Source organism: Marinicella meishanensis, from assembly GCF_019931145.1.
In the GTDB taxonomy this organism is placed as follows: Bacteria; Pseudomonadota; Gammaproteobacteria; order Xanthomonadales; family Marinicellaceae; genus Marinicella; species Marinicella meishanensis.
Window position 1 is genome coordinate 145,454 of sequence record NZ_JAIOUV010000010.1, and the last position, 26,417, is coordinate 171,870.

Sequence of the window (26,417 nt, forward strand, 5' to 3'; positions counted from 1 at the left end):
GGTTTACAGCGGGTAATTGGGGGATTCGGTCAACACATCAAAACCGTCTTCTGTGACTGCAATGGTGTGCTCAAATTGGGCCGATAAACTGCGGTCTTTGGTGACCACTGTCCAACCATCGCCCAACAATTTGCTGTGGCGTTTGCCCAAGTTAATCATCGGCTCGATGGTGAAGGTCATGCCCGGTTCCAACACCACACCAGTCCCAGGACGACCGTAGTGCAATACCTGCGGGTCTTCATGGAAAGTTTGACCGATGCCATGACCACAATACTCATACACCACCGAATAGCGGTTTTTGTATGCCAAGGCCTGGATGGCCGCGCCAATGTCACCCAAACGAACCCCAGGCTTGACCATTTCGATGCCGGTTTTCATGGCCTCATAGGTGACTTCCACCAAGCGTTTGGCCCGTTGCTTGGGCTCACCAACAAAGTACATCCGCGAAGTATCACCATGCCAGCCGTCTTTGATCACGGTGACATCGATGTTGATGATGTCGCCGTCTTTGAGGATTTTTTTCTCATCGGGAATGCCATGACAGATCACCTGGTTGACCGAAGTACAGATGGACTTGGGAAAGCCTCGGTAATTCAGTGGTGCAGGAATGCATTTTTGCACGTCCACGATGTGGCGGTGACAAATTTCATCCAGTTCCAGGGTGGAGACACCGGGTTTCACATGCTCACCGATCAAATCCAACACTTCGGCGGCATTCTTTCCCGCTTCGCGCATTTTTTCAATTTGTTCCGGTGTTTTGATGATGATGGCCATGGGCAGTTTTGTTTTGTGGTTAGGTAAAAGGTGAAATTTTAGCTCATTTTAACTAAACTATCACCTGTTCATCCGGATGTCAGTGATTCACCCATGCAATACCCGTTCACCCGAAAACGAAGACTGCGCGCCTCGGCCGCCTTGCGCAACCTCAGCCAGGAGCATCGCCTCACGATCAATGATTTGATTTGGCCGGTGTTTGTGTTGGATGGTTTCAACCGGTCAGAGCCGATCGAGTCGATGCCCGGTGTCAGCCGCCTGAGCGTCGACTTGCTGTTGGACAAGCTGATCCCGCTGCACGAGAAAGGACTCAATGCCATTGCCATCTTTCCGGTGGTGCATGCCGAATACAAATCGGATGACGCGGCTGAAGCCTGGAACCCCGAAGGCCTGGTGCAAAAATCCATCAAAACCATCAAATCGGCACTGCCCAATTTGTGTGTGATCTCCGATGTGGCCCTGGATCCCTATACCTCACATGGACAAGACGGCATCATCAACGAACACGGTGACATCCTCAATGACGTCACCATCAAGGCCCTGATCATGCAGGCCCTGTCCCATGCCAAAGCGGGTGCCGATGTGGTGGCCCCCTCAGACATGATGGACGGGCGCATTGGGGCGATCCGCGAAGCCCTGGAGAACAAAAAGCATCACAACACCGGCATCCTCGCCTATTCCGCGAAATACGCTTCGGTGTTTTATGGTCCGTTTCGCGATGCGGTGGGCTCAGCCGGCAACCTGGGCCAATCTTCCAAGGACACCTATCAAATGAATCCGGCCAATGCCTTGGAAGCGATTGATGAAATCGCCATGGATCTGGATGAGGGGGCTGACTTGGTGATGGTCAAGCCAGGCATGCCCTATTTGGACATCATCAAAACCGCCAAAGACCATTTCAATGTGCCGATCTGCGCTTATCAAGTGTCCGGTGAGTATGCCATGTTGCAAAGCGCCATTGAAAATGGTTTTCTGGATGAACAAAAAGCCGTGATGGAAGCCCTGCTGTGTTTCAAACGCGCCGGCACCGATGCCATTTTGACCTATTACGCCGATCGCGTGACCGAATGGCTGAATCCTTAAAGCAACACCAACTGGGCCTGTTTGGTCACCCAGTCAAGCACAGCCAGTCACCGCAAATTCATCAGGGTTTTGCCGCTCAGTTTGGCATCGACCTGACTTATGTGTTGATTGATGCCAGCCCAGCTGAATTGCCATCCCAGTTCAAAGTTTGGATCCCAACCGCCCATGGCTGCAATGTCACGGTGCCGCACAAAACCCACATTATGCCCCTGCTCGATCATCACACCGAACGGGCCCATCAATGCCAAGCCGTGAACACCGTGTTCTGGCGTGATGGCGAGCTGTGGGGTGACAACACCGATGGTGATGGGTTGGTGCTGGATTTACAGGCAAAGGGCATCCACCTCAGCGGCATGAAGGTGTTGATCATCGGGGCCGGTGGCGCCACTCAGGGCATCATACCCAGCTTATTGGAACAGGGTGTCACGGACATTGAAATCCAGAACCGCAGCCATGACAAAGCCAATCAATTGGCTGCCCAGTTCAACTACGACCGCGTGGCCACTGCTGGCCCGAAGATGCACAGCCCATATGACTTGATCATTCACGCCACTTCCATGGGGCATCAAGGCCTTTCACCTGAACTCAAAGAACATTGGTTTCACCCAAACACCATCGCCTATGACCTGAGCTATGGCAACGCGGCCCAACCATTTCTGGCAACGGCCCAAGCTTGCGGCGCACAGCAAGTGCATGATGGTTTGGGGATGTTGTATGGCCAAGCGGCTTTGGCCTTTGAGATTTGGTTTGGGCAACGACCTGCGGTCATTTTGACTCAGTGACTTCTGGCAACCCCTTTTTATTGAACTCACACAAATCCACAATCACGCATTCACCGCACATGGGCTTGCGGGCCTTGCACACGTAACGGCCGTGCAGAATCAACCAATGATGGGCATCAACCAGAAATTCCTTGGGCACCAGCCTCAGTAAACGCTTCTCCACTTCCAAGACATTTTTACCGGGGGCGATCTTGGTGCGGTTGGAGACCCGATATATGTGGGTATCAACGGCCATGGTGGGCTGCCCGAAAGCGGTGTTCAAAATCACATTGGCGGTTTTGCGTCCCACACCGGGCAACGACTCCAGATCTTCACGGTTTTCAGGCACCACGGAGTCAAACTTCTCAACCAAAATCCGACAGGCTTGGATGATGTGTTTGGCTTTGGAGTTAAACAAGCCAATGGTTTTGATGTATTCCTTCAAGCCTTCCTCACCCAAGGCCAAAATGGCCTCCGGCGTGTTGGCCACTGGAAACAGCCGCCGGGTGGCTTTGTTGACCCCCACATCGGTGGACTGGGCCGACAGGGCCACCGCCACCAGCAATTCAAAGGGCGATGAAAATTCCAATTCAGTGGTGGGCTTGGGGTTGATGTCCCGCCAACGGCTGAATATCTCGGTTCTTTTGGCTTTGTTCATGAATTTGGGGGCTCTTGTTCGGTGTTGGCAGCCGCTGCATCGGCTGGGGCTTTCAAACCATAAAACACCCGATTCAGGTAATCATTGATCGCCAACAATTGGGTCATGGCATTGTCCAAGCGGTTGCTGTGGGCCAACAGCTCATCCACCGCAAGCACCTCGGGCAGATGGCTGGACACTTCAATCACCGTCTCCGGCATCCCATCCAGGCGATGTTGACCCTTAGATAAGGTGTCAATCTCTCGCAAGTAGTATTGATTTTCCTCAGCCACTCGCTGCACCTCTTTGGCCAGGTCTTGTACCGCAGTTTGCAAGACCGCCACGCCCGATTCATCCGTTGACCATTGCCGCCAAAACGCCGAATGATGAAATTGAATCGCCACCAGTGCCCGCCGCCCCAGGTATTCAACCAGGCCAGCTTCGACCAAATGCCCATCCACCGTGTCCATGATGGCTTGCAACTCGGTCAATTGTTCGGGGTCAATCGGATGGGGTTCTGGCACATGCTTCAATGTCTGGATGGCTTGTTCTTCTGCCGCAGACAGGGACCTGATCGGCTTGAGTTTGGTCAGGTAGGCATCGCTGCCAAACACGTCATCATCCAGGTTGATGGTCACATCCGCATGCACCTGAGCCACCAATTGAGACAAGCGATGCAAAGCATACACCCGATAAAAGGCATGGCTGCCATAGGTTTCAGACAACAAAAAAGGAAAGGTTTCACGCAAGGCGTGACACCACGGCATCAATTCATAGGCATCCCAATAATCAGCCTGATCCCGCTGCTGGGCATCGATGTGTTTTCGTTGTGACAGGTATTCCTGAATGGGGTCTCGTTCGATGTGGATGATGCGGGCCTGGGGGAAGTTCGCTTTGAGCCAACCCAAACGCAAATCCACCCGATTGAACTGCAACACCGGGGTGTCGCCGCCCGATTGCGCCATTAAATGCTTGATGTAAGCGGCCAATGTGCGGTACTTGTGCTTGCCTTCGAGGTACAAATCACGGGTGGCAAAGTCACTGGAATAATGCAGGCGAAAACCGGGGTTTTGGCGGTAGGCCGTCCAGTAATCAGCCAACCCCACATGGTCGGCTTTGGGCGGGGTGTATTCAATCGCCGTCAACAACTGTGGGTGCAAGGGTTCATACCAAGTACAACAACCTTCCAGCTGGTCGAAGATTTGCCACAAAAACGAGGTGCCCGAGCGGAATCGGCCGGTGATGAATATGGGGTACTTGTCAGTTGACATGATTGAATTTTATCCAATGAACGGCCACGCCGACAAGCCTTTCATCGTCGCTGTCAAACGCCGCTTGGTGGCTGATCATGTTGGAGCACTCGATGCCCAGTCGCAACAGACCGTTGGGTTGAAAGTGTTCGGCAGTGCAAGTCAAGGTCAACACCCGCACCACGCCCGCATCGGTGGTGTGCCATGACACGACCTCACCATTGAGGCTGAGCTTGAGTTGATCCAGCCGCTCTTCACTGGTGGCATTGATCAGGCGCATGCGCACCTGATAAGCGCCTGGTTGCAGCCAAAAGTCGATGGTGGCCAGTGCCCCCGGACCGGTCCAGCGAAACCACTCTTGCTCCGGTTGCATGCATTCCCGGCGGTGCCACTGGCTGCCCAACAACACTTGGTCAAAGCCATAATGCATGGCATTGGGCATCTGCGCTGCCACCAGTTGGGCATGGTGGTGTTGATAATGCAGATCCAACAATGCATCGGTGTCTTGCTCAAGTGTCTTGCGGTGCTGCTCCAAGTCCGCGTGCATGGATTGCAGGCGGTGCTCAAACCAAGCATTGGCCTGCTCATACAAGCGCAAATCTTCATGATTGAGCCGTTCCAATTGGTCCGTTTCAGCCGCCGTGAACGGCACGGACTGACGGTGGGCATTGAGCTTTTGTGTGGCCCCAAAAGGTGGCCAGCACATGGCATAACTCAGTAACTGCAGGGATTCGTCAAAGCGCTCCAACAGACCAAACCAACGACAGTCCCGAACCAGCTTTTGCGCCCGTTGCAACCGCTGATGATCATCGATTGCTGCTTGTTGCTGTTGTATGATCGGTTGTAAATATTCGATGGTCTGGGCCGAAAGAAACACCTCCTGGGCTGCCGGATCGGCCACGAAATCAAACGAGAGGTTGCGAATCAAACGGTTTTTGACCAACGGTGCCGTCATCGGATGCTGCAAAAATTCGGCCATATCCATCGCTTGTTGACTGACCAACTCGTGGACCTTGGTGTTGGGTTCTCGCAGCACGTATTGATAGGTTGATCTGGCCAGGGTGCGTGGATCACGCAAGATGGTCAGAAACTCTATGGGGCGGTCGGTCAGTTGCGCCACCCCACCACCACCAAAATGACCACGGAACAATTCAAAATGGGCATTGGCCTCGGTATCAATGTCGCCCACTTCGCGCCACAATTGATGGGGGAAAATGTGGTCCACGGCAAAAAACCGATCCAACAAGACGATGAAACTGGTGCCGGCGGTTTTGGGAATGTGCACAAAATAGGTCACTGGCTTGGGCCCTTGACGCCCGCTTTTGAGCCATGTGCGCAGCTTGGAAAACCAGGATTCAGATGAGGCCTTCATAGGCCTCATGCAAGCGGCGCGCATAGTTTTCCGGGCTGAAGAATTCAACGCGTTGTTGACCCTTTTTGATCATCTCTGCACGCAATTCGGGTTGGGCGATCAATTTGTCCAACTGATCCCTGATGTCAGTGAACTGGTAGGGATCCACATACAAGGCCGCATCGCCGGCCACTTCGGGCAACGATGAGCGGTCAGAACAAATCACCGGACAGTTGTTCTGCATGGCTTCCAGCACCGGCAGGCCAAAACCCTCGTACAACGAAGGGAAGACCATACAAAAGGCATTGCCATACAACATGGCCAATTCTTCTTCGGTGACGTAATCCAACATCACATATTCTTTTTTCTTGAGGTAACTTTTCAAACCAACCAATTGGGAATCAGACATCCAGGCTTTGTGGCCTACGATGGCCAGCTTGTAACCTTTTTTGATGTAGGCAAAAGCCCGGATCAATTGCTTGATGTTCTTCTTGGGTTCGATGTTGCCCACAAACAGGATGTATTTTTCTGGTTCCAACTGCTTCGATTTGAGGTACACCGCTGCATCTTCTTTCTTCACTTCTATGTGGCCACCCTTGTAGGACTGATAAGTCACTTTGATTTTGTTACCGGGGATGCCATATATTTCCATGATGTCTTGTTTGGTGTGTTCTGAGACGGCCAAAATCAAGTCGGCACTGTGCGCCGCCCATTTGAACAGTTCATAAAAGTGCACCTTCAAGTCCAAAGTGGTGAACGGCACTTTCAAGGGAATCAAATCATGGATGGTGACCACCGTTTTGGCGCCTTTGACTTGTAACGGCCATGGGGTGGTGAGGTGAAAGATGTCCGGTTGTTTCTTTAACTTCAATTGGGTGATTTTTTTGGTCACCGCAAACAAACGGTTGGCGGTGTTGTAAACATCGCCGATGTTTTCAATGTATTGGTATTTTTGGCCACCAACGTGAGACAGGTAGTTTTCAGGGTCTGGTTCGGTGATTTTGGGCACCACAAAATTGCCTTTGCGCTTGCGGAAAAAATAACTGAGGGTTTTGAGGTGATTCAGCAGCCGAAAATTGAACATGGCCTTGGGCCTGATCTCATCCTGATCAAACAAGCTGACTTCATCCAACAACTGGTCCTTACCGGTGAGGAATTGGTTGTCCAGCAGCACACCCACTTCATGGTCCAGTATTTCATAGGCATCCAGCAATGTCATGCCATAGGTTTTGATCCCAGAACCTTTCTTCAGGCCCAGATTAAACCCATCCACCAAAATCCGTGCTTTTTTCATTGCTACCTCTTGCTCATGCTGCTGTCATGGTTATTTGTGTGACCGCCAAGCCCACCATCCGGTGATCATCTGTTTGAAACACATCGTGGTGTCTGGCCATCAACTGGTTTGTTATCTTTAGACGGATCAAACCCGACTCATTGGTCATGTGGGGTTCAATGTCCAGCGTCAATGTGCCGTGTTGCTGGTGATGATCCAACGCCCAATTCAACTCATGGTCATTGACTGACAAGCTCAGATCCGACCAAAAATCATCACTGACGACATTCACATAATGCAATTGCAGCCGGTAACGACCCGGTGCCAGCCAAAAATCAATGACCGTGTCGGTGTCAGGGCCAGTCCACCGAAAATGGCTTTGGTGCGCTTCACTCCACTCACGGTCATGCCAGTTTTGACCCAACAGGGATTGCGAAAAATCATAATTCAGGGCGTGCTTCTTGGGTGATTGTCTGGCCCAAATGGACTGTTTTCGATAGTGCTTATCCACCTTCAATTCTGCGGCTTCAAAGTCGTCAGAATTCACCCCCAATGCCTCACAAAACACCGCTTTCCTCTGTTCGAATTTCATTTTAGCACAGTCATAAAAAGCCAGGTCTGAGGCATTGTTGGACTGAAAAATGGCTTTGGCCTGCGGCGAAATTTCTGCCCCTTCAGGGTGGCGATTTAATTTGGCAGTCGGTCCGATTGGCGGCCATGACAGTTGATGACAAAGCATCAACAGGGACCAGTCAAACGCCTCCACCAGCCCAAACCAAAGTCCGCCTTCCAACAACTGCATGGACTGGGCCAACCAGTCATCGGCAGACCATTGTTTTCTGCTTTGATTCCAAAGCCGCTTGGTCGCCCGGTAATTCTTGGTCTCTATGGTGATGTCGGTGTTTTGTAGATCAACATCCCACCCAAAAGTCAGGGATTTGATCAATCGATTGCGGGTCAAATTCCGGGTTTGGTCATCGGTGAGGAATTGTTCAAATGTCATGCCTTGGTTCACCACCAGGTCATGCACCGCGGTGTTGGTTTCCCTTTTGGCATATTGATAGGCCGAGAAGGCCAAAGCCATGGGCTCCCTGAGTAAAGTGATGGTCTGTAAAGGGGCTTCACTCAACAACGCCGCAGCCACCCCAAAATGGCCCCTGATCAATTGGTGTTTGGCGCGTCTGGCGGCTTGCACCGAACCCACATCCCACCACAGCTGTGCAGGAAAAATGTGGTCCACCGGAAAAAACCGGTCAATGATGGCGGTGAAACTGGTGCCCGCGGTTTTGGGGATGTGTGAGAAGTACAACACCGAGTCTTGGAACTGTTCAATTGGTGGCGAAACAGGACTCAAAACCCTGCCTCAAACGGGTGTGCATGAACCACCATCACTGGCTTGCTGTCGACTGCAACAGATGCCTTGCACCACCCCATGTCAGGCGCTCCGCAATGTCACACGGTCCACAGCAAACCCCACCAAGCGACTGTCTTCAGAGCCAAAATGCTGATGATGCATGCCCAGACCAGTGGCCTTGAACTGTAAGCGGAACAAACCGTTGGCATTGACCATGCTGGCCTCAGTGGTGGCGGTGATGGTTCTGGATTTGCCACTGCCTTGGTGGGTGATGACCAGCGGTTGGTCATTGACCGAAATGGTCAAACCATTCAACAACTCAATGCTGATGGCATCGACCACCGAGATTTCCAGTTGGTAGTTTTTGGCTTGCACCCAAAAGTCGATGAATGATTCTTCACCGGGTCCGGTCCAACGGAAATAACTTTTGTTCAGCGCATTCCATTCCCGGCGGTGCCACTGCCCGCCCAATAAAATTTCAGAAAAATCATAACGCACACCATCACTGAGTGGGCGCTGATATCGGGTCAAATGCTGCTGTTGATAATGGGCATCAATCAAATCATCCAGGGCGTCCCCTGAAATCGAATCATTGGCCCCCAGATCGGCTTTCATCTGCGCCACTTGTTGCTCAAAATGAGTCACGGCATGCTGATACAGTTCGGTGTCCAGTCGATTGCGCTCCTCGGCCTCAGCCCGGGCTTCATCACTGATGGTTGGCTTGATCTTGTTGATGTTCAGCTTTTGTGATTTGCGCAACGGCGGCCAAGCCATTTTGAAGCACAACAAGCGCATGGAGTCGTCAAAATTTTCCAACACCCCAAACCACAAACTCTGTTCAAGGAACGCCTTGGCCATCCGCAAACGATCGTCATCTTGCAGCACTTTTTGGCCGGCATTCATGTGTTTTCTGAAATCAGCAAATGTCTGGTTGGTCAAGTGCAATTGTTTCACTGCCGGATCATATTGATAACCAAAAGTCAGGTTGTGTACCATGCGATTGGTGATCAAGTGCTGGGTTTTGGGGTGGGTGAGGAACGTTTCAAAAGACATGCCCTGCTTGATCACCATGTCATGTAAGGCCGTGTTTTTCTCTCGCCGCACATACTCATAGGTTGAGTATGCCAATTTCACCGGATCCCGCACGATGGTCAGGTATTCGATGGCTTTGTCTGAAATCACATCCACCGCACAACCACCAAAATGGCCGCGGATCAAATGGTATGCAGAGCGATTGATGGCTTTGAAATCGCCGATGTCAATCCACAGCTGATGAGGGAAGATCACTTTTGCTGGGAAAAAACGGTCCAGAAACACAATGAAACTGGTGCCACCGGTTTTTGGCACATGGGTGAAAAAATAGGCCTTGTCATAAGGCATGTGCTTGGGTTCAAAGCGGGCTTGATTGGCGGCTTCTGAAGCGGATGGGACCAACTTGCCCCACAAATTTCTGATCAAGTGTTTCATGACATCGGGGTGCTTTTGAAGGGTTTGATTGCAGACATGGATGGATCGGACGCTGGTGAGGAAATCATTTCTTCAAATGGTTGTATTGATGCAACACCGGTTCAAACTCGCCGAAGGCCAACACCTTGCCCCGGTCCACCAACAAGGCCTTGTTACAGAATTGTCTGAGCAATTGATTGGAGTGATTGGCAAACAACAAAATTTTGGAATTATCCAACAAGCCATTGATGAAGTTTCTGGCTTTTTCTAAAAAGAACTGGTCTCCGGCTCCCAAGCCTTCATCAATCAACATGATATCGGCCTCAATGAACATCAACATGCCAAATGTCAGGCGCGCGCGCATGCCCATAGAATAGGTTGACACCGGTCGATGGATGTCATCACCCAATTCAGTGAACTCAATGATTTCTTGGACCTTCTGTTCGATTTCTTCATCAGGCAAATCCATCAACAACCCCCTGACCGTCAGATTATCATACCCAGACAATTGGGGCATGACACCCACGTTGCGGCCCAAAAATGAGTACACCCGGCCCACAGTGGTGACCACGCCTTGTTCGGGTCGATAGATGCCGGCAACGATTTTCAGCAGGGTCGATTTTCCAGAACCATTGGTGCCCAATAAGGCCACCCGATCACCGTGGTTGATTTCAAGGCTCACCCCCGACAGCGCCGTTTGGCTTTTCAAACCGGCATTGCTCTTCAACAAACCACCACTGATGGATGGAAAGTACTTATATGAAAAAGTGATGTTATCCAGGCAAATACGCGTCATGCTCACAACCACAAAACCAATCGGTGTTTGACTCGGCGGTAAAACAAGCCACAAGTCAACACATTAAAAACCAACAAGCCCATACTCACATACCACGACACCACAGGGACCACCCCTTGGAGGATGGGGGATCTGATCAACTCCAGTAAGTGATAAAACGGATTGAGTTGAAAATACAAACTGCCGGCAAATTGTTCGGGCGGTGGCCACAAAATGGGGGTCACGAGAAAAATGATCATCACCACGCTGGCCAACAACGATTGGATGTCCCGAAAACGCACCGACAGCCAGCCCAGCCACATGCTCACAAAAAATGCATTGGCAATGATCATGAGGTAGCCCAGGAATGACCACAGCCACACCCAACTGACAAAATCCCAGCCTTTGATGATCACCAACAATGGCAAAACAAACAATTGGTACATCAGCAAGGAAACGATTTCTCGGTACACATTCTGATAAACAAAGATGGAATGTGGCAAGTCCATTTGTTGGAGGAAATTGGCGGCTTTTCTGAAAATGGTGCCACTGGTCACGATCACGGCTGAGATGAAATTCCAGGTCAACAACCCCAAGGCCAAAAACAACACATAGTCCTTGATGTCTTTTTCCAGCACCATCGAATAGATCAGTGACAACATGCCCACTTTGATCATCAAGGCCAAGACGATCCAAAAAGCCCCGATGAAGGCGCCTTGAAAACGGCTTTTCAATTCCAACACGGCCAGCTTCTTCCACAAGCGTTTGCGTTGAAAACCCTGATAAATGTCTTTGAAAAAATCCATAAATTGATGTTGTTTGTTAATCAGTCAGCCGGTCAACCGGGCCAACACAATGAATCAGTTGATGGCGTGGTTGCCCGCTGATCATGGTATTCTCTTGCTGTGGCCAACCGCATGAGGCACGGGTTGAACGGCAAAACTGGCGGTATTTTACTCGACCAGAGCACCCTTTTGGGAATTTCAAGGAGAAAGCTGGTGGCGCGGTGGCACCAGCAACGGTCAGATCATCGGTCAAGTCGCCCCGGATCAGTCAACCAAGGCAGTTGCCAAATGCCATTTTAAAAATAGTCATCGGCCCCAGAATCGTCCTCACTGGACAAATTGATGCGCACTTCCAGGCCTTGCGCGGAGTCGGCATTGCTCAGAGCTTCTTCCAGGGTGATGATGCCTTCTTTGTACAAGTCATACAAAGCCTGGTCAAAGGTTTGCATGCCGTCTTCGAGGGATTTTTCCATGGCCATTTTCAGCTCATTGATTTCACCCCGTCGAATCATCTCCCGGATTTGCGGGGTGTTCATCAACACCTCACAAGCGGGCCGGCGCTTGCCATCCACATCAATCACCAGCCGTTGTGAAATCACGGCCCTGAGGTTCAAGGCCAGATTCATCAGCACGTTGTTGTGCATGTCATTGGGGAAAAAGTTCAGTACCCGCTCCATGGCTTGGTCGGAGTTGTTGGCATGCAGGGTGGCCATACACAAATGCCCGGTTTCGGCGAAAGAAACGGCGGCTTCCATGGTTTCGGCGTCATTGATCTCACCAATCAAAATCAAATCCGGCGCTTCTCGCAACGCATTTTTCAAAGCCGGTGCATAACCCAAGGTGTCGATCCCGATCTCCCGTTGGTTGACCACCGACATTTTGTGCTTGTGCACATATTCAATGGGGTCTTCAACCGTCAATATGTGACCCGTTTTACTGGAATTGCGGTGATCAATCATTGAGGCCATGGTGGTTGATTTACCTGACCCGGTGGCTCCCACCACCAAAATCAAACCGCGCTTTTCCATGATCAAATCATACAAATGTGGCGGCATGTTCAATTCTTCCAGTTTGGGAATGGTGCTTTTGATGGTCCGGATCACCATGGAAACTTCACCCCGTTGCCGAAACACATTAACCCGGTATCGCCCCACCCCTTTGATTGAGACGGCCAGGTTACACTCCATGGTGTCTTCAAATTCTTTGATTTGTCGTTCATCCATCAACGAATAGGCAATGCGCTCCACGATGCCAGGAGGTAAGCCGGTACTGGACAATGATTGCAACACGCCTTCGGCTTTGACGTTGATGGGTGCACCGGTACTGAGGTACATGTCCGACCCATTCATTTCCCGCATGGTTTTCAAAAAATGAGTTAAATCCATAATATTTGCTCGATTGGGTTAGGTGTTTTGGGACTGACAAATCTCGTCAAGTTGTGTCTTTTTGATGCCCAGTAATTGTCCCGCCTTGTAAAATAAGTGATGTTCCAACAAATGCACTTCGTTGTCAGCAACTGCCAAAGCCCACATGTGTTGCATCAATTCCAGCTTTTGTGAAATACCCAAGTAATTATTGATGACATTGGTTTGAGTTTCAAGCGAAATCGAGAAGTCGGTGCGCAATTCAGCCTCCTCAATGTACCGTGTCACGTCCTCTTTGGACAAATTCAGCTCTTTTGACAGGTAGTCAGACAGGGCGGTTTTTTCCGCGTACAACTCCACGAAATCGGCTTTGACCATCTCCAGCATCAACTCCACAATGGCGTGATTCAACTCTTTTTGTTCAGCTTCATTCAACGACTGGTTTGACTCACCAGTCTTGAGCAAAGCTTTGAGCGCACCAAATAATTTCATGCCGGAAGGTTGCTGAAGTCTCTAAAATACCGATAATACACAATACGTGTGACTGCTGCAATTAACTTTATGCGACTGCTTTTGATCTTCTTTGCTTTGTTGATATTCTCGGCCTGCCAACAAAAGGCCGTCAAACCTGAGGCCAATCCCGCCCCCAAACCGTTGGATACGGCCCAGCTGATCGCCGGCATTGAACAATGTCAGGCCGAGCCGCTGTGTCTGGATACCTTGAACGAATATTTTGCTGAATTGGCCCAACAAGAAAAAATTGAAGCCCAACTGGCCCAGGATGAGCCTCCTGAAGCCGCCGAAAGCAGTGACACGGCGGCCGAGCAAGCCACTGCATTGCCCGCAGCCATGATCGACATGAATCAACCGCTGCTGCAAAATGTCCGGGTGCAAGCGGCACTGAATGAGTGGCTGACTTGGAAACGCCCCAAGTTGATCGAAACCTGGCAGAATTACCAGTTTCTGCGCAACAAAATTTGGCCGCCGTTTGAGGTCAAAAACATCCCCGAGGCTTTGTTGTTGGCGATCATCACCCAAGAAAGTGGTGGTCGGGTCCACTCCATGTCTTCAGCCGGTGCCAGCGGTCTGTTTCAATTCATGCCAGCCACCGCCCGCCGTTTTGGGGTACAAGGCACCATCGGCGATTACGATGCCCGCTATCATCCCGAGTCAGCCGCCAAAGGCGCGGCCAACTACATCCAGGAACAGCGCCAATTGTATGGAGACAATTACGCCAAAATTTTGGCCGCCTACAACGCCGGTGAAAATCGCTTCAAGCGACTGAACAAAAAACACCAAAATCAGTCCATTTGGAACAGCCCGTTCTTTTATGACCTGCCCAGTGAAACCCAGGACTACATCGCCATTGTGCTGTCCGCCATGTTGATTTATGAAAATCCTGGCGCCTACAACGTGACCTTGGACCCAGTGGACGGGGCCACGGCGTTGATTCGGGCCAAGGCCGACACCTCCTTGAGTGAATTGGCGGTGTGTTTTGGCCAACACAACAAAACCATGGGCTGGTACCGCATTTTGCGCAATTTGAACTCCAGCCTCAAAGCCCAACGGGTGATCAAACAAAATGCCGTGGTGGTGATCCCGCAAGAACTGAAAGGCATCTATGAAAACAACTGCCACGACAATGATCTGATGACCCTGGCCAAAACCATTCATGACGCCGACTTCCCTGATCGCCCGGTCTACACCTATTACAAAATCAAAAAAGGCGACTCTTTGAGCAGCATCAGCCGCAAATTCAAATGTTCCAGCAAACACGAGATTGCTCAATTGAATGCCATCAAAGCCCCCAGGTATTTGATCAACGCCGGGAAAAAACTCAAAGTCCCTAAATGCTGACAAGCGACCAAACCAAACGCTTGTTTTGGTTGGTTTATGCCATCACGGCGGTCCTGCAACTGTTCGCCATCAGCCGCAATGAGTTGTTCGGCGATGAAGCCTTTTACTGGCTGGAAGGCCAATGGCTCAGTTGGTCCTACAGCGAAGTACCGGGTTGGACCCCTTGGACCTTGGCAGCCGCTGATTGGCTGTTCCCCGCCCAACATGGTTACCTCCGACTGCCTGGCTTGTTGGCGGCTTTGAGCCTGCCCTGGTTGGCGCGTCGTTTGGCTCTACATCTGGGTGGCCAAGCCCAGACGGGGTGGATCGCGGCTTTGTTCATGTTGTCACTGCCGTTGTTGGCGGTGGCCGGCACCTTGGCCATTCCCGATATTTGGCTGGTGTTTTTCACCCTGTTGGCGGTCGTTTGTTTGCACCAAGCAGTCAGCAACCAGCTGGCCCGGAATTATCTGTGGCTGGGTGTGGTGCTGGCGCTCGGGGTCAATGTCCACCTGCGATTCTGGATCATTGTGTTGCTTGCTGGCATCGGTTTGCTGTGGCATTTTAGACAGGACGCTCAGGTGGTGCAGCGCTTTCTGAGCCTCAGTCTGCCGGTCCTGGTCCTGGGCTTTTTGCCCATCGTTCTGTTCAATTGGCAGCATGATTTCCCCTTGTTGGCGTTCCAGTTACAGGACCGCCATCCCTGGACCTTTCAAGCGGCACACCTGGGCTTTTTTGTGGTCCAGGTGGTGCTCACCACGCCCTTGGTTTTTGCCTTGTGCCTGGCGGTGTTGCGCCAGCCTGCCGCCATTTCAGCTCAGCAAAAATTGGTCTCTGGGCTGCTGTTTCTGGCGGTGAGTCATTGGTTGTTGTATGCCGTGGCTGGATTCTTTTCGGACAACTTGCGGTTCAACTGGCATTGGACTTTGGTCTCTTATGTGTTGTTGTTGGTGTTGGCGGCCGGCTCACCCCACATCCGTGAGCGATTCAAACACGCGGCTTGGATGACCGGCGTGCTGGGTAACTGGCTGGTGCTGGGCACGTTGTTGTATTGGCAGCACGCGCAGTCCCCACCCTCGGCCTTGAACACACGGATCACCAACAACGCGGTGGGCTGGCAAAGCTTGGCTGAAAAAACCCGCTCGGTGTTGGCACAACAAGGAAGCAAGCATTTAATTACTGATCAATTCATGACCCTGGCCACCATGGCATTTTATGCCCCACAAATTGAATCGATCCAATCCTTGTCACACCCCCTCAATCGCAAACATGGCCGACAACAACAATTGGCCCTCATGAACCGACTGTACTCTGGCAGTGAAGAACCACCACGTGTGTTGCTGGTTGAACAAACCGCCATGGATCTGACCCAACGCATTGACCTCTATCGCACTTGGTGCGAGCAACTCGGTGGCTTGCGGTGGTTGGATCATTGGACGATCAAAGGCGGCATGAAAACCTTTCATTATTTGCAAACCCAAGCCGGGGTATGTCAGACGCCACCGGCCATGTACCTGGAACAAAACCAAGGCCTGATACAGGGATGGGTGTTGGAACAAAGTGCTTGGCCAATTACCGCCATCAGCGCCATTACTCCGGCCGCCACGGCGTTGACAGTGACCACCGAGCGGGTTGCTTTGGGGCAGGATGATTTGTTTGCTGACTTACCTGAATCTGGCTATCGCTTGCTGCAGTTCAGCATCCATAGCGATCAAGACTTGTCTGCGGTGCAGATTCAGTTGAACTGGCAAGGCGGCACCATTCGCAGTCAACTGCATCACTTTTGAAGCAAGACATCAACCATCTTCAAGCAATTGGCGCAGGTCAATGACCCCGGCATTGGCCCGTGAAATGTACGAGGCCATCACCAATGAATGGTTGGCGAAAAATCCAAAACCCGAGCCATTCAAGATCATCGGCGTCCAGATGGTGTCTTGAGCGGCTTCCAGTTCACGAATGATTTGCCGCAATGAAACCAGGGCATTTTTCTTTTCCAGCACGTTTTTGAAATCCACTTCCACGGCTTTCATGAAATGAATCAATGCCCAAGTGGCGCCGCGGGCTTCATAAAAGTTGTCATCGATGGCAAACCAGGAGGTTTGCACCCGCAGCTCACTGGGTTTGTAGGTCGAGGTGGTGGCCACCTCATCACCACCGGTGTCGGTGTTAACCCGGTCTTGTCCGACGCTGGCACTGAGTTTTTGTGACATCGCACCCAAGCGTTTTTCCACCAAATTCAACCAAATCACCAAATTGTCGGTGCGCGCGTAAAACTGGGCTTCGGGATCACTGGTGTCGGCCAGACGGGTCAGATAACTGTGAAAGTACTCCTGGCCCTCGCGGTAGCGACCTTCGGTCTGCGGCCAAATCCATTTGTCATGGTCATTGTGAAATTTGGGATCGGCTTCCCTGAGATCGATGTCCTCCTCTGACTGACTCTGTGAGCGGCTGATGTCATTGCGCATCACCCGGGCAAAGTCCCGGACCTGGACCAACACCCCGAATTCCCAACTGGGCATGTTGTCCATCAACACGAATGGCGGCAACACGTCGTTGGACATGTAGCCACCGGGTTTATTCAACAACACATCGGTCACTTCCATGAAGGTGGCACCACTGACATAGCCGGTGACCATGGCATGGTTGTGCTCAGCGGCCCTGAGCTCGGCGTTCTGCTGCACATCAAAAAAGGCCGGTTCCTGGTCAAAGTACATGGCCATCAACAGCTGTAACATCAAAAATATCATCAGACCATACAGCCACCAGCGTTTTTTGTTGGACTTATTGGTATACCTGTGTTCCATCAGTAAACCTGTTATTTAAGATTAATGAGTATAGCCCATTCTGAATTTCAACACATGTGCTGAAAGTTCAACATGAATATTGAAGCATCCTGCCGCCCACAAAAAAACCGCTTGCAGAATCCGATTGCCTCTGCATGCGGTTTACTCAATATGAGCCAGGCAGGCGTGTCAGGGCGTCCTGCAATCCACTGGTAAATACCTGTTTTGCAGGGATGAAGTACAGTCCCAACCCAAACTGCCTGGCACCCCCAGGATCGGTGTCAAAGTCAAGGTTTGACCGGCCAGAACGACATCGTTGGCAAATGTGACTTCAATCTCACCATCGGTGACTGAGATTTGAGACACGTTGGCTCCAGTAACCAACGGCGCAGCAGGCAATCCATTGGTGCCACTGTTAACGCCAGATAAATCTCCAGTATTGACCCAAATCTCCGATATGGTCGATTTGATACTGGCAGACAAATTCAGTCCTTCACCTGCTTTCGCTCTGACGGTGTAATCTCGATAAGCAGGGATGGCGTATGACATCAGGATCGCGATGATCGCGATAACGATCATCAGTTCAATCAAAGTAAACCCCTTGTTTTTTCTTATGCTTTTCATAATTCAATTGTTCAAGATCAACTACTCTAAATATTCTGATGGGATTGTGAAATAAAGTAAATAAATCAGAATTTTTTTGCAGCATAAGTAATGAATGCATCAAATTTTTGATTCAATTGAAAGAATGAGTCACTTTGACTGACAATTTTTGTCCTTTCCAGGCTTTTAAATTTCTTCCTTAACTCAATGAAACGAGAGAGTCACTTTGAATGACCATTTTTGTCCTTTTATGGCATTAAAATTTCTTGCATATTTAATCCACTCCTATTAATTATCAATACGCCGAACAATTTGCCATAATTCAACTCATAAAAAATGTATTCATCACTTTCATCAAGCAAAGAATCGATGCGATTTTTAATTTCTGATGTTGAATTTTCAAAAGTCTTTTTAATTTCTGATGGTGATAAGAATTCCGAAAAACTGGATATTTGATTCCTGTCAAATGGAGTCACAAGATATAGATAATCTTTGGCGTCAGAAATGGGGGTCAAATCACCACCTTCGATCTTGCCGTAAATGGGTCTAAACCAATAGTTTTCCAACTTCATTTCATCACTTAGTTCGGCATAATTAATGTCATTTTCTGAAATGACCTCTAAATAACCTGTTCTGTGAATGACCAAGCTGGGCTTACCCAAATAAACACTGTGAGCACCATAAATGAATGCCATAATTTGAAACAGAACAATCATCATCAAATCGAATTTTAAATTTTTCTTGCCTTCTTTGTAGATAATAAAAGTCAGCAATGGCCCCAATATCACATCAACAATCAGCAACAGTTTCAATGGTTCGATCACACCAGAAATCTTAAAAAAAACTTGCTGATACCAAATGAAGTAAGCAAACAAAAAAAACGTGGTGATGAACAGCGCACTTAAAAGGAAATGTGTCAATGATGCTTTAATTTTACTCAAAAGTATTCCCTCAAAATTTCAACACCATGATTTTAAAAAATTAACCAATACATTTCAATTCACTGGATAAGCATCGAATTGTGACCAGGGCCGGTAAACACCCAATAAATGATGTTAACAAGACTTAATAATAAATGAAGTCAATAAGCAGAGCAATCACACAAAAAAATGATTTCATTTTGGCTTATAAAATCTTTGCTACAATAGATGGCACATTTAATTCTGAATAATAATGAAGAAAACACAGAGACTGCTTTTCACTGTCGCATATGCATTAATTATTGTCTTCATTATTATCATATCCACTGTCCCTCCCGTCAGCAGAGACGCCCAAACTCACCACTTAGCCCTCCCCAAAATTTGGCTGTCTGAAGGTGTTTTAAGCGTGGTTCCAGAAATGGAGTTTTCTTATTACCCACAATTAATTGATTTGCTGTACATACTGCCTGTGGCGATGAATTATGACATTGCAGCAAAGTACATTCACTTTTCTTTTGCACTGGGCACTGCTTTATTGATTTTTTTATTCATCCGCAGGTTTATTGGTGGCTTCTGGGGGCTCATGGGTGGGGCCATGTTTTTAACATTGCCCATTATTTTGAAGTTATCGGTAACGGTCTATGTGGATTTGGGGCTGTTGTTCTTCTTTACAGCTTCGTTGTTTGCTGTATTAATTTGGCTGGAAAACCCAGACAAGTTACGTTGGTTAATGATTGCCGGAATCAGCAGTGGTCTGGCACTGTCCACAAAATACAACGCCATACTTGCGGTGGTCATTCTCACGCTATTGTTGGGGTATTTTTATTTTAAAATTCATAAAAATAAAGAAAATTCTCAGATCAAATTTTTTAAACATATTTCACTCTTTTCAATCATTGCAATCTTGATCTTTTCCCCTTGGGCCATCCGCAACGTCAAGCTCACAGGAAACCCCATTTATCCATTACATGATTCATTCTTTTCACAATTGACTGATAACAGCCATGCAAAACAAGAGACATTGAATACACAACAAGAGGAAAAACTTAAACCCCTCACATTGCGGCGGGTCATGTATCAAGAAAGCCCATTGTATACATTGGCGCTGCCTCTCAGGGTATTTTTCGAAGGCGAAGACAACAAGCCTCAATACTTTGATGGCAAATTAAATCCAATGCTGCTGCTGTTTGCTTTGCTGCTATTCATTAAGACGAAAAACAGCGATGATTGGCGTTATCAGTTTCTCACTGGCTTTGTGGTGATTACCTTGCTGTATACCATGTTTGTTACAGACATGAGAATCAGGTACATCATCACCATTGTCACTCCCATGATTGTATTGTCAGTTTTTGGCTTACATCGATTTAGCCAATGGTTAAAACGCCTCTCAACACCATTGGCTGTCAAAAGTGTTACCACCATGTTGCTCACAACCTATTTCGCCTTCAATCTGGTATACGCCAAAAACTTGTATCATGAAATCGACCCCTTACCCTACTTGACCGGAGAGGTCAGCAGGGAAGCATACATTTCAAATAAGTTACCCTATTACTCATTGAATCAACTGGCGAATCAAGTTGTGCCAGAAAATGGCAAACTATTGGGCATATATACCGGCTTCAGACGTTACTATCTGGATATACCACACACCCTGGAAAGTGAACTTCTCATCAAGCTGGCTCAAAAAACCGCCAATGCAAGTGAACTTGCCTCAGCACTTTCTCAAAAAAGAATTTCACACATGTTGATCAGAATGGACTTATTGAACAACAGGTTACTGCAAGAAAATTCTGACGTCAGAGCTCGGATTGGCCAGTTTTTTGAACATCACATGAAGCCCCTGGCTGCAAAAGATCAATTTGCACTTTATGAAATCAACAAATTGCTTCCTTAAAAAATTAGGGCCTGTTAGCATTCAATAAATTGAGTCTGTTTAGACTGAAAATACCTCAATCAAGGCGCGAAGAGCGCCATTTGGTCATTCCAATTAATTGATGAGATTCGCAGGCGTGTGGGATGAACAGCCAAAACCCGAAGGGCTGGGCCGTTTTTCTTATCCACCTGCGTTATCAGTCATTCATGTGGACTGACCACACATCATGACTTCTGCCTTGTTGGATAAGAATAATGGCTCCAGCAGACACCATTTATTCAGTGTTATCAGGCCCAAGAACTTAACAGTTGGGTGAAATTCAACTCGCAGTTCTGAACAACCGCATTGGCCAGAATCCAAAACCTAAGTCAAAATTACTCGGCCACCACCGGCAGTTGATCTATGACAGTCACGGATTTAATGACTATGTTATTGATGGGGACGTCTTGACTGAAAGGCATTTTGCCCACTGTATTGGTGTGTCTGATTTTATCAATCACATCCATGCCTTGAACAACTTGGCCAAACACAGCATACCCCCATGATTTGTTGGTTTGTTTACCGGTGTGGTTTAATTTGGGGTTATCTTGGACATTGATGAAAAATTGTGCAGTGGCTGAATGTGGGTCAGGCAACCTGGCCATGGCAATGGTGCCTTTAAGGTTTTTTAAACCATTATTGGCTTCATTTTTAATGGGCGGTTTGGTGGGTTTTTCTACCAAAGATTCGGTGTATCCACCTCCTTGAATCACGTAATCACTGATGACACGATGAAAAACAGTGCCATTGTAAAACCCTTCATTGGCATAGGCCAAAAAGTTAGTCACCGACAAAGGTGCTTTGTCATCATATAACTCCAAATAAACGCTTCCTTTGGAAGTCTCCATTTTAATCAAGGTGTTTTCAACGGTGTCTGCTAAAGCAAAAAAATAAAATGTAATGACAAATGCCACTAAAATAAAAAATTGGACAATGACTGATTTATTCATGCTTATCTCTTGTCAGGTTTTGGTTTTAAGTGTGTATCATAATTGAAGTCAGCGCAAATCATGACCCATTTGAGCTGTCTACATTGTACTCAGACTGTGACCCAATTCTGTCATAAAATGGTTCTGACAATTAACCGGCGAATTCCAGTGGGTTTAAACCCGACATAATGGACACATCTGAAAAGGTTATTATTAACTATTTTCTGTATGCACCGTGGGATAAGCCTTTTAAAATACAGACAGCTGATAAATGTGACCAATTAAATGCCTGAGAATATGAAGCACCCTCATCACGAGAAGTATGACTCAAAAAACCCCATTGCCCAGAAAATGCTCAATGGCTTTATGGGTTGCATAAGCCATCTGTTGGGACAAATTCCAACAGAAATTAAGACAATCACAGAATGTGGTTGTGGACAAGGTCATGTCAACAGACATTTAGAAAGTCTTTTTCCTCAGGCCAAAGTCAAAGGTTTAGACATCAATGAATCCGATTTAACAATTGCAAACAGTCAAGTATTAAGCCAAGACACTCAATTGTACTGCAAAAGCATTTATGACATTGACGCACATGAAAAAGCAGATTTGGTGGTGTGTTGTGAGGTGCTTGAGCATTTAGAAAACCCTCATTTGGCTTTACAAAAGATGGCGGAATTAAAGGCTGAATACTACCTATTCAGTGTGCCCAGAGAACCCATCTGGAGGATGCTTAACTTCATGCGTGGTAAATACATGAAAGATTGGGGTAACACGCCTGATCATCGCAATCATTGGAGCACCCGTGGCTTTATCAAATTTGTTAATCAAGAACTGGACGTTGTCAAGGCCAGAAAGCCCCTGCCTTGGACCATGATTTTAGCCAAACCAAATTCAGAATGAAGCCAAAGTCCTGGAAAAAATGGCTCCTCACAATCATTAAAATCAGCTTGTTCCTTTTGGCTTGTTATTTTATCTATGAAATCATTGAGAAAAATTTAACCGCTTTAAAGTCGATTGAAATTAAGAACAACGCCTTTTTTGTCGGGATACTTTTGGCATCAATCTTGTTCTATGTGGCTCTGATGATGGTTTTGGTTTTTGCCTGGGTGGTCTTATTGGGTTTTCAAGAACCCCAGCGCTCTGCCAAGGTTTATTTCAAAAGCCAGATAATGAAATACCTCCCCGGTAATGTGTTTCACTTCGCTTACCGCCACCATCAAACCAAAAGTGCCAACATCAGTCACAAACAACTCGGCATGACAACGGCCTATGAATCCATTGTTTTGGTGATATCGGCATTACTTATCAGTCATTTGTTGTTTCTTTGGCCAGAACAAATCACCTGGCTGACAAACCACCTACCCATTCCTATTTGGGCATTGTTATTGATTGAGGTTGTTGGCTGTATGCTTTTGCTGAAAATGCTGCCAGGCTTTGGTTTTTTAACCACTTTGTTCAGCTATTTCGTTTATTTTGCTGGCATGGGTTTAATCAATTACTTACTTATTTCCGCATTGGGCTTTGAATCACAACCCTATTTGTTTATCACGGCTTGTTTTGCGTTGGCTTGGCTGGCTGGTTACCTCATTCCTGGTGCACCAGGCGGAACCGGAATCAGGGAAATTGTTTTTATCATGTTATGCGCACCCAAAATGGCCGAGTATGAAGCACTGTTGATCATTGCATTGACTCGACTCATTTCAATTGTGGCCGAATCCTTGATCTACTTTATGGCTTCAAAGCTCAGTCAGCCTTATCGTCACTTCTCGACCTGGTCTGGTAAAACAATGCCGTAATCTGTTCAGAAATCAAACCCAACAAGAAAATCAAAATGGAAGTGCTGAACAACAAGACCCCCATGTTGGTGAATCTTCCATCTGAAAAAAATGTATAAATGTAATAGATAAGACCCGTCAAGAAAAACACCAAGCTCGAGGGGAAAAACAGCTTCATCGGTGAATATAGAGTCCCAATCTTAAAGATTATCAGAAAAAATCGCATGCCATCTTTGACCAAATTAATGTGACTTTTCCCGATCCGTTCAGGTGCTATTATCGGCTCATATGCCACACCATAGCCAGCACGGAAAAAAGCCATGGTGATGGTGGTTGGATAAGAAAAACCATTCGGCAAGAGATATAAAAATTGCTTGAATTTTTCAGCATTCACCACCCGAAAACCCGAAGTCAAATCAACAATTTTTTGCCCAGTCATGTAACTGGCAACTCGATTATAGAGGCCGTTCCCCAAGTGCCTTGCCTTCGATGCTTGGGATTCACTGCCACGGGCGCCAACCACCATATCGTATCCCTCGTTAAAGCGATTTAACAGTTGTTCAATGTCTTGCGGGCGATGCTGTCCATCGGCATCCATAAAGATAAAAGTATCACCTTTGGCTGCACGCGCACCTGATTTTATTGCTGCACCATTGCCCCGACTGTATGGGTGATTAACGACAGTTACATCGCACTCCTCACAAATTTTCTGTGTGTCATCTGTTGAGCCATCGTTCACAACCACAATTTCAGCACTGGCATACTGCTGTTGTATTTCAGGTAACAGAATCGCCAGAGATTTGGCCTCATTCTTGGCTGGGATTATGATTGATATCTTCATGCTTTTTTAGGCTTTCCTCTGTTGCTATTTTAATAAACCTTTTTATTTCTTTCTGTAAAGGTAAATTCGAAACATAACCATTATTATATTCACCCTCTATAACCTTCAGCAACTTCAAAGCCAACTCTGGTTGTTGATTGATTAATAATTGAGATACAGCCATTATGGCTTGATCATATTCTTTATTTTGTTCAAAAGATTTGACAAAAAACTCCAAGCTTTGCGGGTATTTTTTTTGCTGGAATGCCAATCTGCCACTGGCATAATAATACATGGCCCAGCCCAGAGATGACTCTGCATTTAATCGAACAGCCATTGAATTCAGTATATCTTCAATCTGTTCAGAATTATCAGCCCGGTTAATGCATTGGTCATTCAGTAAAGTTTTCAGTAAACTTCCAATGGGTAAAATATCTTGACGCTTTAATCCATGCAAAGAAATGCTGTCAACCAACAGTTCAACATTGATCACAGAATCGGCGGTGAATTTGCATTTTACTTGTAACTTAAGGGCTTGCAATGAGGGTGAATTTTTAATTTTTATACCATCTTCCAATAAATTCAATGCATGTTGGTGGTTTGTTTCACTCTCCAATAATTCCGCCACGGCTATTCTTGCCCGAATAGATTCTGGAAAAGCCTGCAACGATTCGGTCTTCATTCGCACAGAATCACCCCAAATATGAGACCTGTGATAGGTTGTGGCCCCCATCATCAGACTGATTGAAAGCAAAATTAACCACATCAACTGCTTGTTTTTAATCCATTCTGCTGTCAACAATACCGGTGGGACTGCCAAAAACAAAAAGGCCGAATAGTTCCTGTGTTCAAAATACAGCTGCAATGGAACAACGCTTGATTCAATGATGTGAGACACCAAGTAAAAAGCAACCGCAAAGCTTAACAATGGTGCTTTGTGTTTTGTTATGAATGCGACGATGATCAATGAACAGATAAACAACAGAGAAAACAAGGTTGAAATTGGCTGAAGCAACGAAGTTGATGGCTGAAAAGTATCGGTATAGATACCCTCTGTCATCACATTGGGCACGACCCAATGCCACAAATACTTGGACAACGCCCTGGGTTCGGACATCAACCGTTCATACAAACCAAAGTCCCGATCCGCATATCCCCGATAAAAATCAGGAAATTTAACAATGAATGCCGAAACAAACAAAGCTATCGGTAAATAGCAGAACATCCATTTGCTGTGTTTATTTAAAGCACGTAGTCCCAGGTATTTTTGACAAATCAAATATTCAAATAAAGGAATATACAACAACAGCAACAGCCCATTTTCTTTGGATAAAGCGGCCAACAAAGTCAGCCCATAAACAACCATTCCCAGATAACAAACTGCTTGAAAAGATAATTGGTCGCTGAACTTCAGTCTTATTTTTAAATACAGCCACATCGACAATAAAGAAAACAGAACAGGTAACATGGCCATTCTTTGAACCACATAGGCGACTGTAGAAACCAAAAATGGATGCACCATCCACAACAAGGTTGCAAAGAAAGCAATGATCAATGCCTTTTGCTTATCGGCAACACGTGATTTCAGAATGGTAAAAAGTAAGCAGAATAAAAGTATGCCATTCAGCGCATGAATGATTAAATTGGTCACCTTAAATGAATAAGGCTCTGCTGGCCAATCATTCGCATCAATCAAAAAACTCAGCATTGACAAGGGTCGTTTCAATGGTCCTGTATCAGAACTCATCAAAAAAGATTTGATGCTGTCCCAACTGATTGCCCCATTAACTTCTGATAATTTTTGTAAACTCCAAAAGTCATCATAGATAAAGCCGCCAGATAGAGATGGAAAATAAACCACAACAACCAAAACAAACAAAACGATGAATGAAATGATGACTTGCTTAGTCTGGTGCATGGTAAATCCTATTTTTCATGAAACAAAAAAAAGACGCGATCTCATGAGATCGCGTCTTTTATATAACA

24 protein-coding genes are annotated in these 26,417 nt (G+C 47.4%); 7 read left to right on the forward strand and 17 right to left on the reverse strand.

The window, feature by feature from the left end:
• Positions 1-3: 3 nt before the first annotated feature.
• Positions 4-774: a type I methionyl aminopeptidase gene (map, locus tag K7G70_RS16230; RefSeq protein WP_223789707.1), complete on the reverse strand. Its 771-nt coding sequence runs from the start codon at positions 772-774 to the stop codon at positions 4-6.
• 93 nt (positions 775-867) lie between these two features.
• Between map and hemB the strand changes: the two genes are divergently transcribed.
• Together hemB and aroE are read left to right on the forward strand one after the other, a co-directional pair.
• Positions 868-1,857: a porphobilinogen synthase gene (gene hemB, locus K7G70_RS16235; RefSeq protein ID WP_223789708.1), complete on the forward strand. Its 990-nt coding sequence runs from the start codon at positions 868-870 to the stop codon at positions 1,855-1,857.
• Positions 1,842-2,639, forward strand: a complete 798-nt coding sequence (gene aroE, locus K7G70_RS16240) for a shikimate dehydrogenase (protein ID WP_223789709.1) — start codon at positions 1,842-1,844, stop codon at positions 2,637-2,639. The genes hemB and aroE overlap by 16 nt, the downstream gene beginning before the upstream one ends.
• Here the strand turns inward: aroE and nth are convergent.
• The 10 genes from nth to K7G70_RS16290 form a co-directional block, all read right to left on the reverse strand.
• On the reverse strand, positions 2,623-3,276 hold the full coding sequence (gene nth, locus K7G70_RS16245) for an endonuclease III (RefSeq protein WP_223789710.1): 654 nt from the start codon (positions 3,274-3,276) through the stop codon (positions 2,623-2,625). The two genes, aroE and nth, sit on opposite strands and share 17 nt — an antisense overlap.
• The gene (locus K7G70_RS16250; protein ID WP_223789711.1) at positions 3,273-4,526 is read right to left on the reverse strand and encodes a sulfotransferase; all 1,254 of its coding nucleotides are present in this window, start codon (positions 4,524-4,526) and stop codon (positions 3,273-3,275) included. Before K7G70_RS16250 ends, nth begins: the two co-directional genes overlap by 4 nt.
• Complete coding sequence (locus K7G70_RS16255; RefSeq protein WP_223789712.1) at positions 4,516-5,877, reverse strand: sulfotransferase family protein; 1,362 nt, start codon at positions 5,875-5,877, stop codon at positions 4,516-4,518. Before K7G70_RS16255 ends, K7G70_RS16250 begins: the two co-directional genes overlap by 11 nt.
• Positions 5,861-7,150, reverse strand: coding sequence for a glycosyltransferase family 4 protein (locus K7G70_RS16260; RefSeq protein ID WP_223789713.1), 1,290 nt, complete (start codon positions 7,148-7,150; stop codon positions 5,861-5,863). Before K7G70_RS16260 ends, K7G70_RS16255 begins: the two co-directional genes overlap by 17 nt.
• Before the next feature lie 13 nt (positions 7,151-7,163).
• Positions 7,164-8,483, reverse strand: a complete 1,320-nt coding sequence (locus tag K7G70_RS16265; RefSeq protein WP_223789714.1) for a hypothetical protein — start codon at positions 8,481-8,483, stop codon at positions 7,164-7,166.
• Positions 8,484-8,564: 81 nt separating this feature from the next.
• Entirely contained in the window at positions 8,565-9,950 is a 1,386-nt protein-coding gene (locus K7G70_RS16270; RefSeq protein WP_223789715.1) for a hypothetical protein, read from the reverse strand.
• A gap of 64 nt (positions 9,951-10,014) precedes the next feature.
• Entirely contained in the window at positions 10,015-10,725 is a 711-nt protein-coding gene (locus tag K7G70_RS16275) for an ABC transporter ATP-binding protein (RefSeq protein WP_223789716.1), read from the reverse strand.
• A gap of 2 nt (positions 10,726-10,727) precedes the next feature.
• Positions 10,728-11,510 (reverse strand): ABC transporter permease, encoded by a 783-nt coding sequence (locus tag K7G70_RS16280; protein ID WP_223789717.1) that lies wholly within the window; start codon positions 11,508-11,510, stop codon positions 10,728-10,730.
• 275 nt (positions 11,511-11,785) lie between these two features.
• Positions 11,786-12,874, reverse strand: a complete 1,089-nt coding sequence (locus K7G70_RS16285; RefSeq protein ID WP_223789718.1) for a PilT/PilU family type 4a pilus ATPase — start codon at positions 12,872-12,874, stop codon at positions 11,786-11,788.
• A gap of 18 nt (positions 12,875-12,892) precedes the next feature.
• Entirely contained in the window at positions 12,893-13,345 is a 453-nt protein-coding gene (locus tag K7G70_RS16290) for a tellurite resistance TerB family protein (RefSeq protein ID WP_223789719.1), read from the reverse strand.
• Positions 13,346-13,414: 69 nt separating this feature from the next.
• On the opposite strand from K7G70_RS16290, the gene K7G70_RS16295 reads away from it, so the two are divergent.
• Together K7G70_RS16295 and K7G70_RS16300 are read left to right on the forward strand one after the other, a co-directional pair.
• Positions 13,415-14,710, forward strand: a complete 1,296-nt coding sequence (locus tag K7G70_RS16295; RefSeq protein ID WP_223789720.1) for a transglycosylase SLT domain-containing protein — start codon at positions 13,415-13,417, stop codon at positions 14,708-14,710.
• Entirely contained in the window at positions 14,704-16,476 is a 1,773-nt protein-coding gene (locus K7G70_RS16300; RefSeq protein ID WP_223789721.1) for an ArnT family glycosyltransferase, read from the forward strand. Before K7G70_RS16295 ends, K7G70_RS16300 begins: the two co-directional genes overlap by 7 nt.
• A gap of 9 nt (positions 16,477-16,485) precedes the next feature.
• Here the strand turns inward: K7G70_RS16300 and K7G70_RS16305 are convergent, their stop codons facing one another.
• From K7G70_RS16305 to K7G70_RS16315, 3 genes are all read right to left on the reverse strand, one after another.
• Positions 16,486-17,493, reverse strand: coding sequence for a DUF2333 family protein (locus K7G70_RS16305; protein ID WP_223789722.1), 1,008 nt, complete (start codon positions 17,491-17,493; stop codon positions 16,486-16,488).
• 168 nt (positions 17,494-17,661) lie between these two features.
• On the reverse strand, positions 17,662-18,096 hold the full coding sequence (locus K7G70_RS16310; protein WP_223789723.1) for a pilin: 435 nt from the start codon (positions 18,094-18,096) through the stop codon (positions 17,662-17,664).
• 227 nt (positions 18,097-18,323) lie between these two features.
• Positions 18,324-19,016, reverse strand: coding sequence for a hypothetical protein (locus K7G70_RS16315; protein ID WP_223789724.1), 693 nt, complete (start codon positions 19,014-19,016; stop codon positions 18,324-18,326).
• 232 nt (positions 19,017-19,248) lie between these two features.
• On the opposite strand from K7G70_RS16315, the gene K7G70_RS16320 reads away from it, so the two are divergent.
• Complete coding sequence (locus K7G70_RS16320) at positions 19,249-20,889, forward strand: ArnT family glycosyltransferase (protein WP_223789725.1); 1,641 nt, start codon at positions 19,249-19,251, stop codon at positions 20,887-20,889.
• Between the two features lie 353 nt (positions 20,890-21,242).
• On the opposite strand, the gene K7G70_RS16325 is transcribed toward K7G70_RS16320, so the two are convergent.
• Entirely contained in the window at positions 21,243-21,857 is a 615-nt protein-coding gene (locus K7G70_RS16325; protein ID WP_431310028.1) for a peptidylprolyl isomerase, read from the reverse strand.
• Positions 21,858-22,121: 264 nt separating this feature from the next.
• Here K7G70_RS16325 and K7G70_RS16330 point away from each other — a divergent pair, with 264 nt between their 5' ends.
• Both K7G70_RS16330 and K7G70_RS16335 read left to right on the forward strand, forming a co-directional pair.
• Positions 22,122-22,736, forward strand: a complete 615-nt coding sequence (locus K7G70_RS16330; RefSeq protein WP_223789726.1) for a class I SAM-dependent methyltransferase — start codon at positions 22,122-22,124, stop codon at positions 22,734-22,736.
• Positions 22,733-23,632: a hypothetical protein gene (locus K7G70_RS16335; RefSeq protein WP_223789727.1), complete on the forward strand. Its 900-nt coding sequence runs from the start codon at positions 22,733-22,735 to the stop codon at positions 23,630-23,632. The genes K7G70_RS16330 and K7G70_RS16335 overlap by 4 nt, the downstream gene beginning before the upstream one ends.
• Here K7G70_RS16335 and K7G70_RS16340 read toward each other — a convergent pair.
• Positions 23,580-24,452 carry a glycosyltransferase family 2 protein gene (locus K7G70_RS16340; protein WP_223789728.1) on the reverse strand — a complete coding sequence of 291 codons (873 nt, stop codon included), beginning with the start codon at positions 24,450-24,452 and terminating at the stop codon, positions 23,580-23,582. The two genes, K7G70_RS16335 and K7G70_RS16340, sit on opposite strands and share 53 nt — an antisense overlap.
• Positions 24,418-26,349: a hypothetical protein gene (locus K7G70_RS16345; protein WP_223789729.1), complete on the reverse strand. Its 1,932-nt coding sequence runs from the start codon at positions 26,347-26,349 to the stop codon at positions 24,418-24,420. Before K7G70_RS16345 ends, K7G70_RS16340 begins: the two co-directional genes overlap by 35 nt.
• Positions 26,350-26,417: the final 68 nt, after the last annotated feature.

Excerpts from the sequence above, each read along its gene's own strand:
- map (WP_223789707.1), bottom strand. The coding sequence starts at position 774 with ATGGCCATCATCATCAAAACACCGGAACAAATTGAAAAAATGCGCGAA.
- hemB (WP_223789708.1), top strand. The coding sequence starts at position 868 with ATGCAATACCCGTTCACCCGAAAACGAAGACTGCGCGCCTCGGCCGCC.
- aroE (WP_223789709.1), top strand. The coding sequence starts at position 1,842 with ATGGCTGAATCCTTAAAGCAACACCAACTGGGCCTGTTTGGTCACCCA.
- nth (WP_223789710.1), bottom strand. The coding sequence starts at position 3,276 with ATGAACAAAGCCAAAAGAACCGAGATATTCAGCCGTTGGCGGGACATC.
- K7G70_RS16250 (WP_223789711.1), bottom strand. The coding sequence starts at position 4,526 with ATGTCAACTGACAAGTACCCCATATTCATCACCGGCCGATTCCGCTCG.
- K7G70_RS16255 (WP_223789712.1), bottom strand. The coding sequence starts at position 5,877 with ATGAAGGCCTCATCTGAATCCTGGTTTTCCAAGCTGCGCACATGGCTC.
- K7G70_RS16260 (WP_223789713.1), bottom strand. The coding sequence starts at position 7,150 with ATGAAAAAAGCACGGATTTTGGTGGATGGGTTTAATCTGGGCCTGAAG.
- K7G70_RS16270 (WP_223789715.1), bottom strand. The coding sequence starts at position 9,950 with ATGAAACACTTGATCAGAAATTTGTGGGGCAAGTTGGTCCCATCCGCT.
- K7G70_RS16275 (WP_223789716.1), bottom strand. The coding sequence starts at position 10,725 with ATGACGCGTATTTGCCTGGATAACATCACTTTTTCATATAAGTACTTT.
- K7G70_RS16280 (WP_223789717.1), bottom strand. The coding sequence starts at position 11,510 with ATGGATTTTTTCAAAGACATTTATCAGGGTTTTCAACGCAAACGCTTG.
- K7G70_RS16285 (WP_223789718.1), bottom strand. The coding sequence starts at position 12,874 with ATGGATTTAACTCATTTTTTGAAAACCATGCGGGAAATGAATGGGTCG.
- K7G70_RS16290 (WP_223789719.1), bottom strand. The coding sequence starts at position 13,345 with ATGAAATTATTTGGTGCGCTCAAAGCTTTGCTCAAGACTGGTGAGTCA.
- K7G70_RS16295 (WP_223789720.1), top strand. The coding sequence starts at position 13,415 with ATGCGACTGCTTTTGATCTTCTTTGCTTTGTTGATATTCTCGGCCTGC.
- K7G70_RS16300 (WP_223789721.1), top strand. The coding sequence starts at position 14,704 with ATGCTGACAAGCGACCAAACCAAACGCTTGTTTTGGTTGGTTTATGCC.
- K7G70_RS16305 (WP_223789722.1), bottom strand. The coding sequence starts at position 17,493 with ATGGAACACAGGTATACCAATAAGTCCAACAAAAAACGCTGGTGGCTG.
- K7G70_RS16310 (WP_223789723.1), bottom strand. The coding sequence starts at position 18,096 with ATGAAAAGCATAAGAAAAAACAAGGGGTTTACTTTGATTGAACTGATG.
- K7G70_RS16320 (WP_223789725.1), top strand. The coding sequence starts at position 19,249 with ATGAAGAAAACACAGAGACTGCTTTTCACTGTCGCATATGCATTAATT.
- K7G70_RS16325 (WP_431310028.1), bottom strand. The coding sequence starts at position 21,857 with ATGAATAAATCAGTCATTGTCCAATTTTTTATTTTAGTGGCATTTGTC.
- K7G70_RS16330 (WP_223789726.1), top strand. The coding sequence starts at position 22,122 with ATGCCTGAGAATATGAAGCACCCTCATCACGAGAAGTATGACTCAAAA.
- K7G70_RS16335 (WP_223789727.1), top strand. The coding sequence starts at position 22,733 with ATGAAGCCAAAGTCCTGGAAAAAATGGCTCCTCACAATCATTAAAATC.
- K7G70_RS16340 (WP_223789728.1), bottom strand. The coding sequence starts at position 24,452 with ATGAAGATATCAATCATAATCCCAGCCAAGAATGAGGCCAAATCTCTG.
- K7G70_RS16345 (WP_223789729.1), bottom strand. The coding sequence starts at position 26,349 with ATGCACCAGACTAAGCAAGTCATCATTTCATTCATCGTTTTGTTTGTT.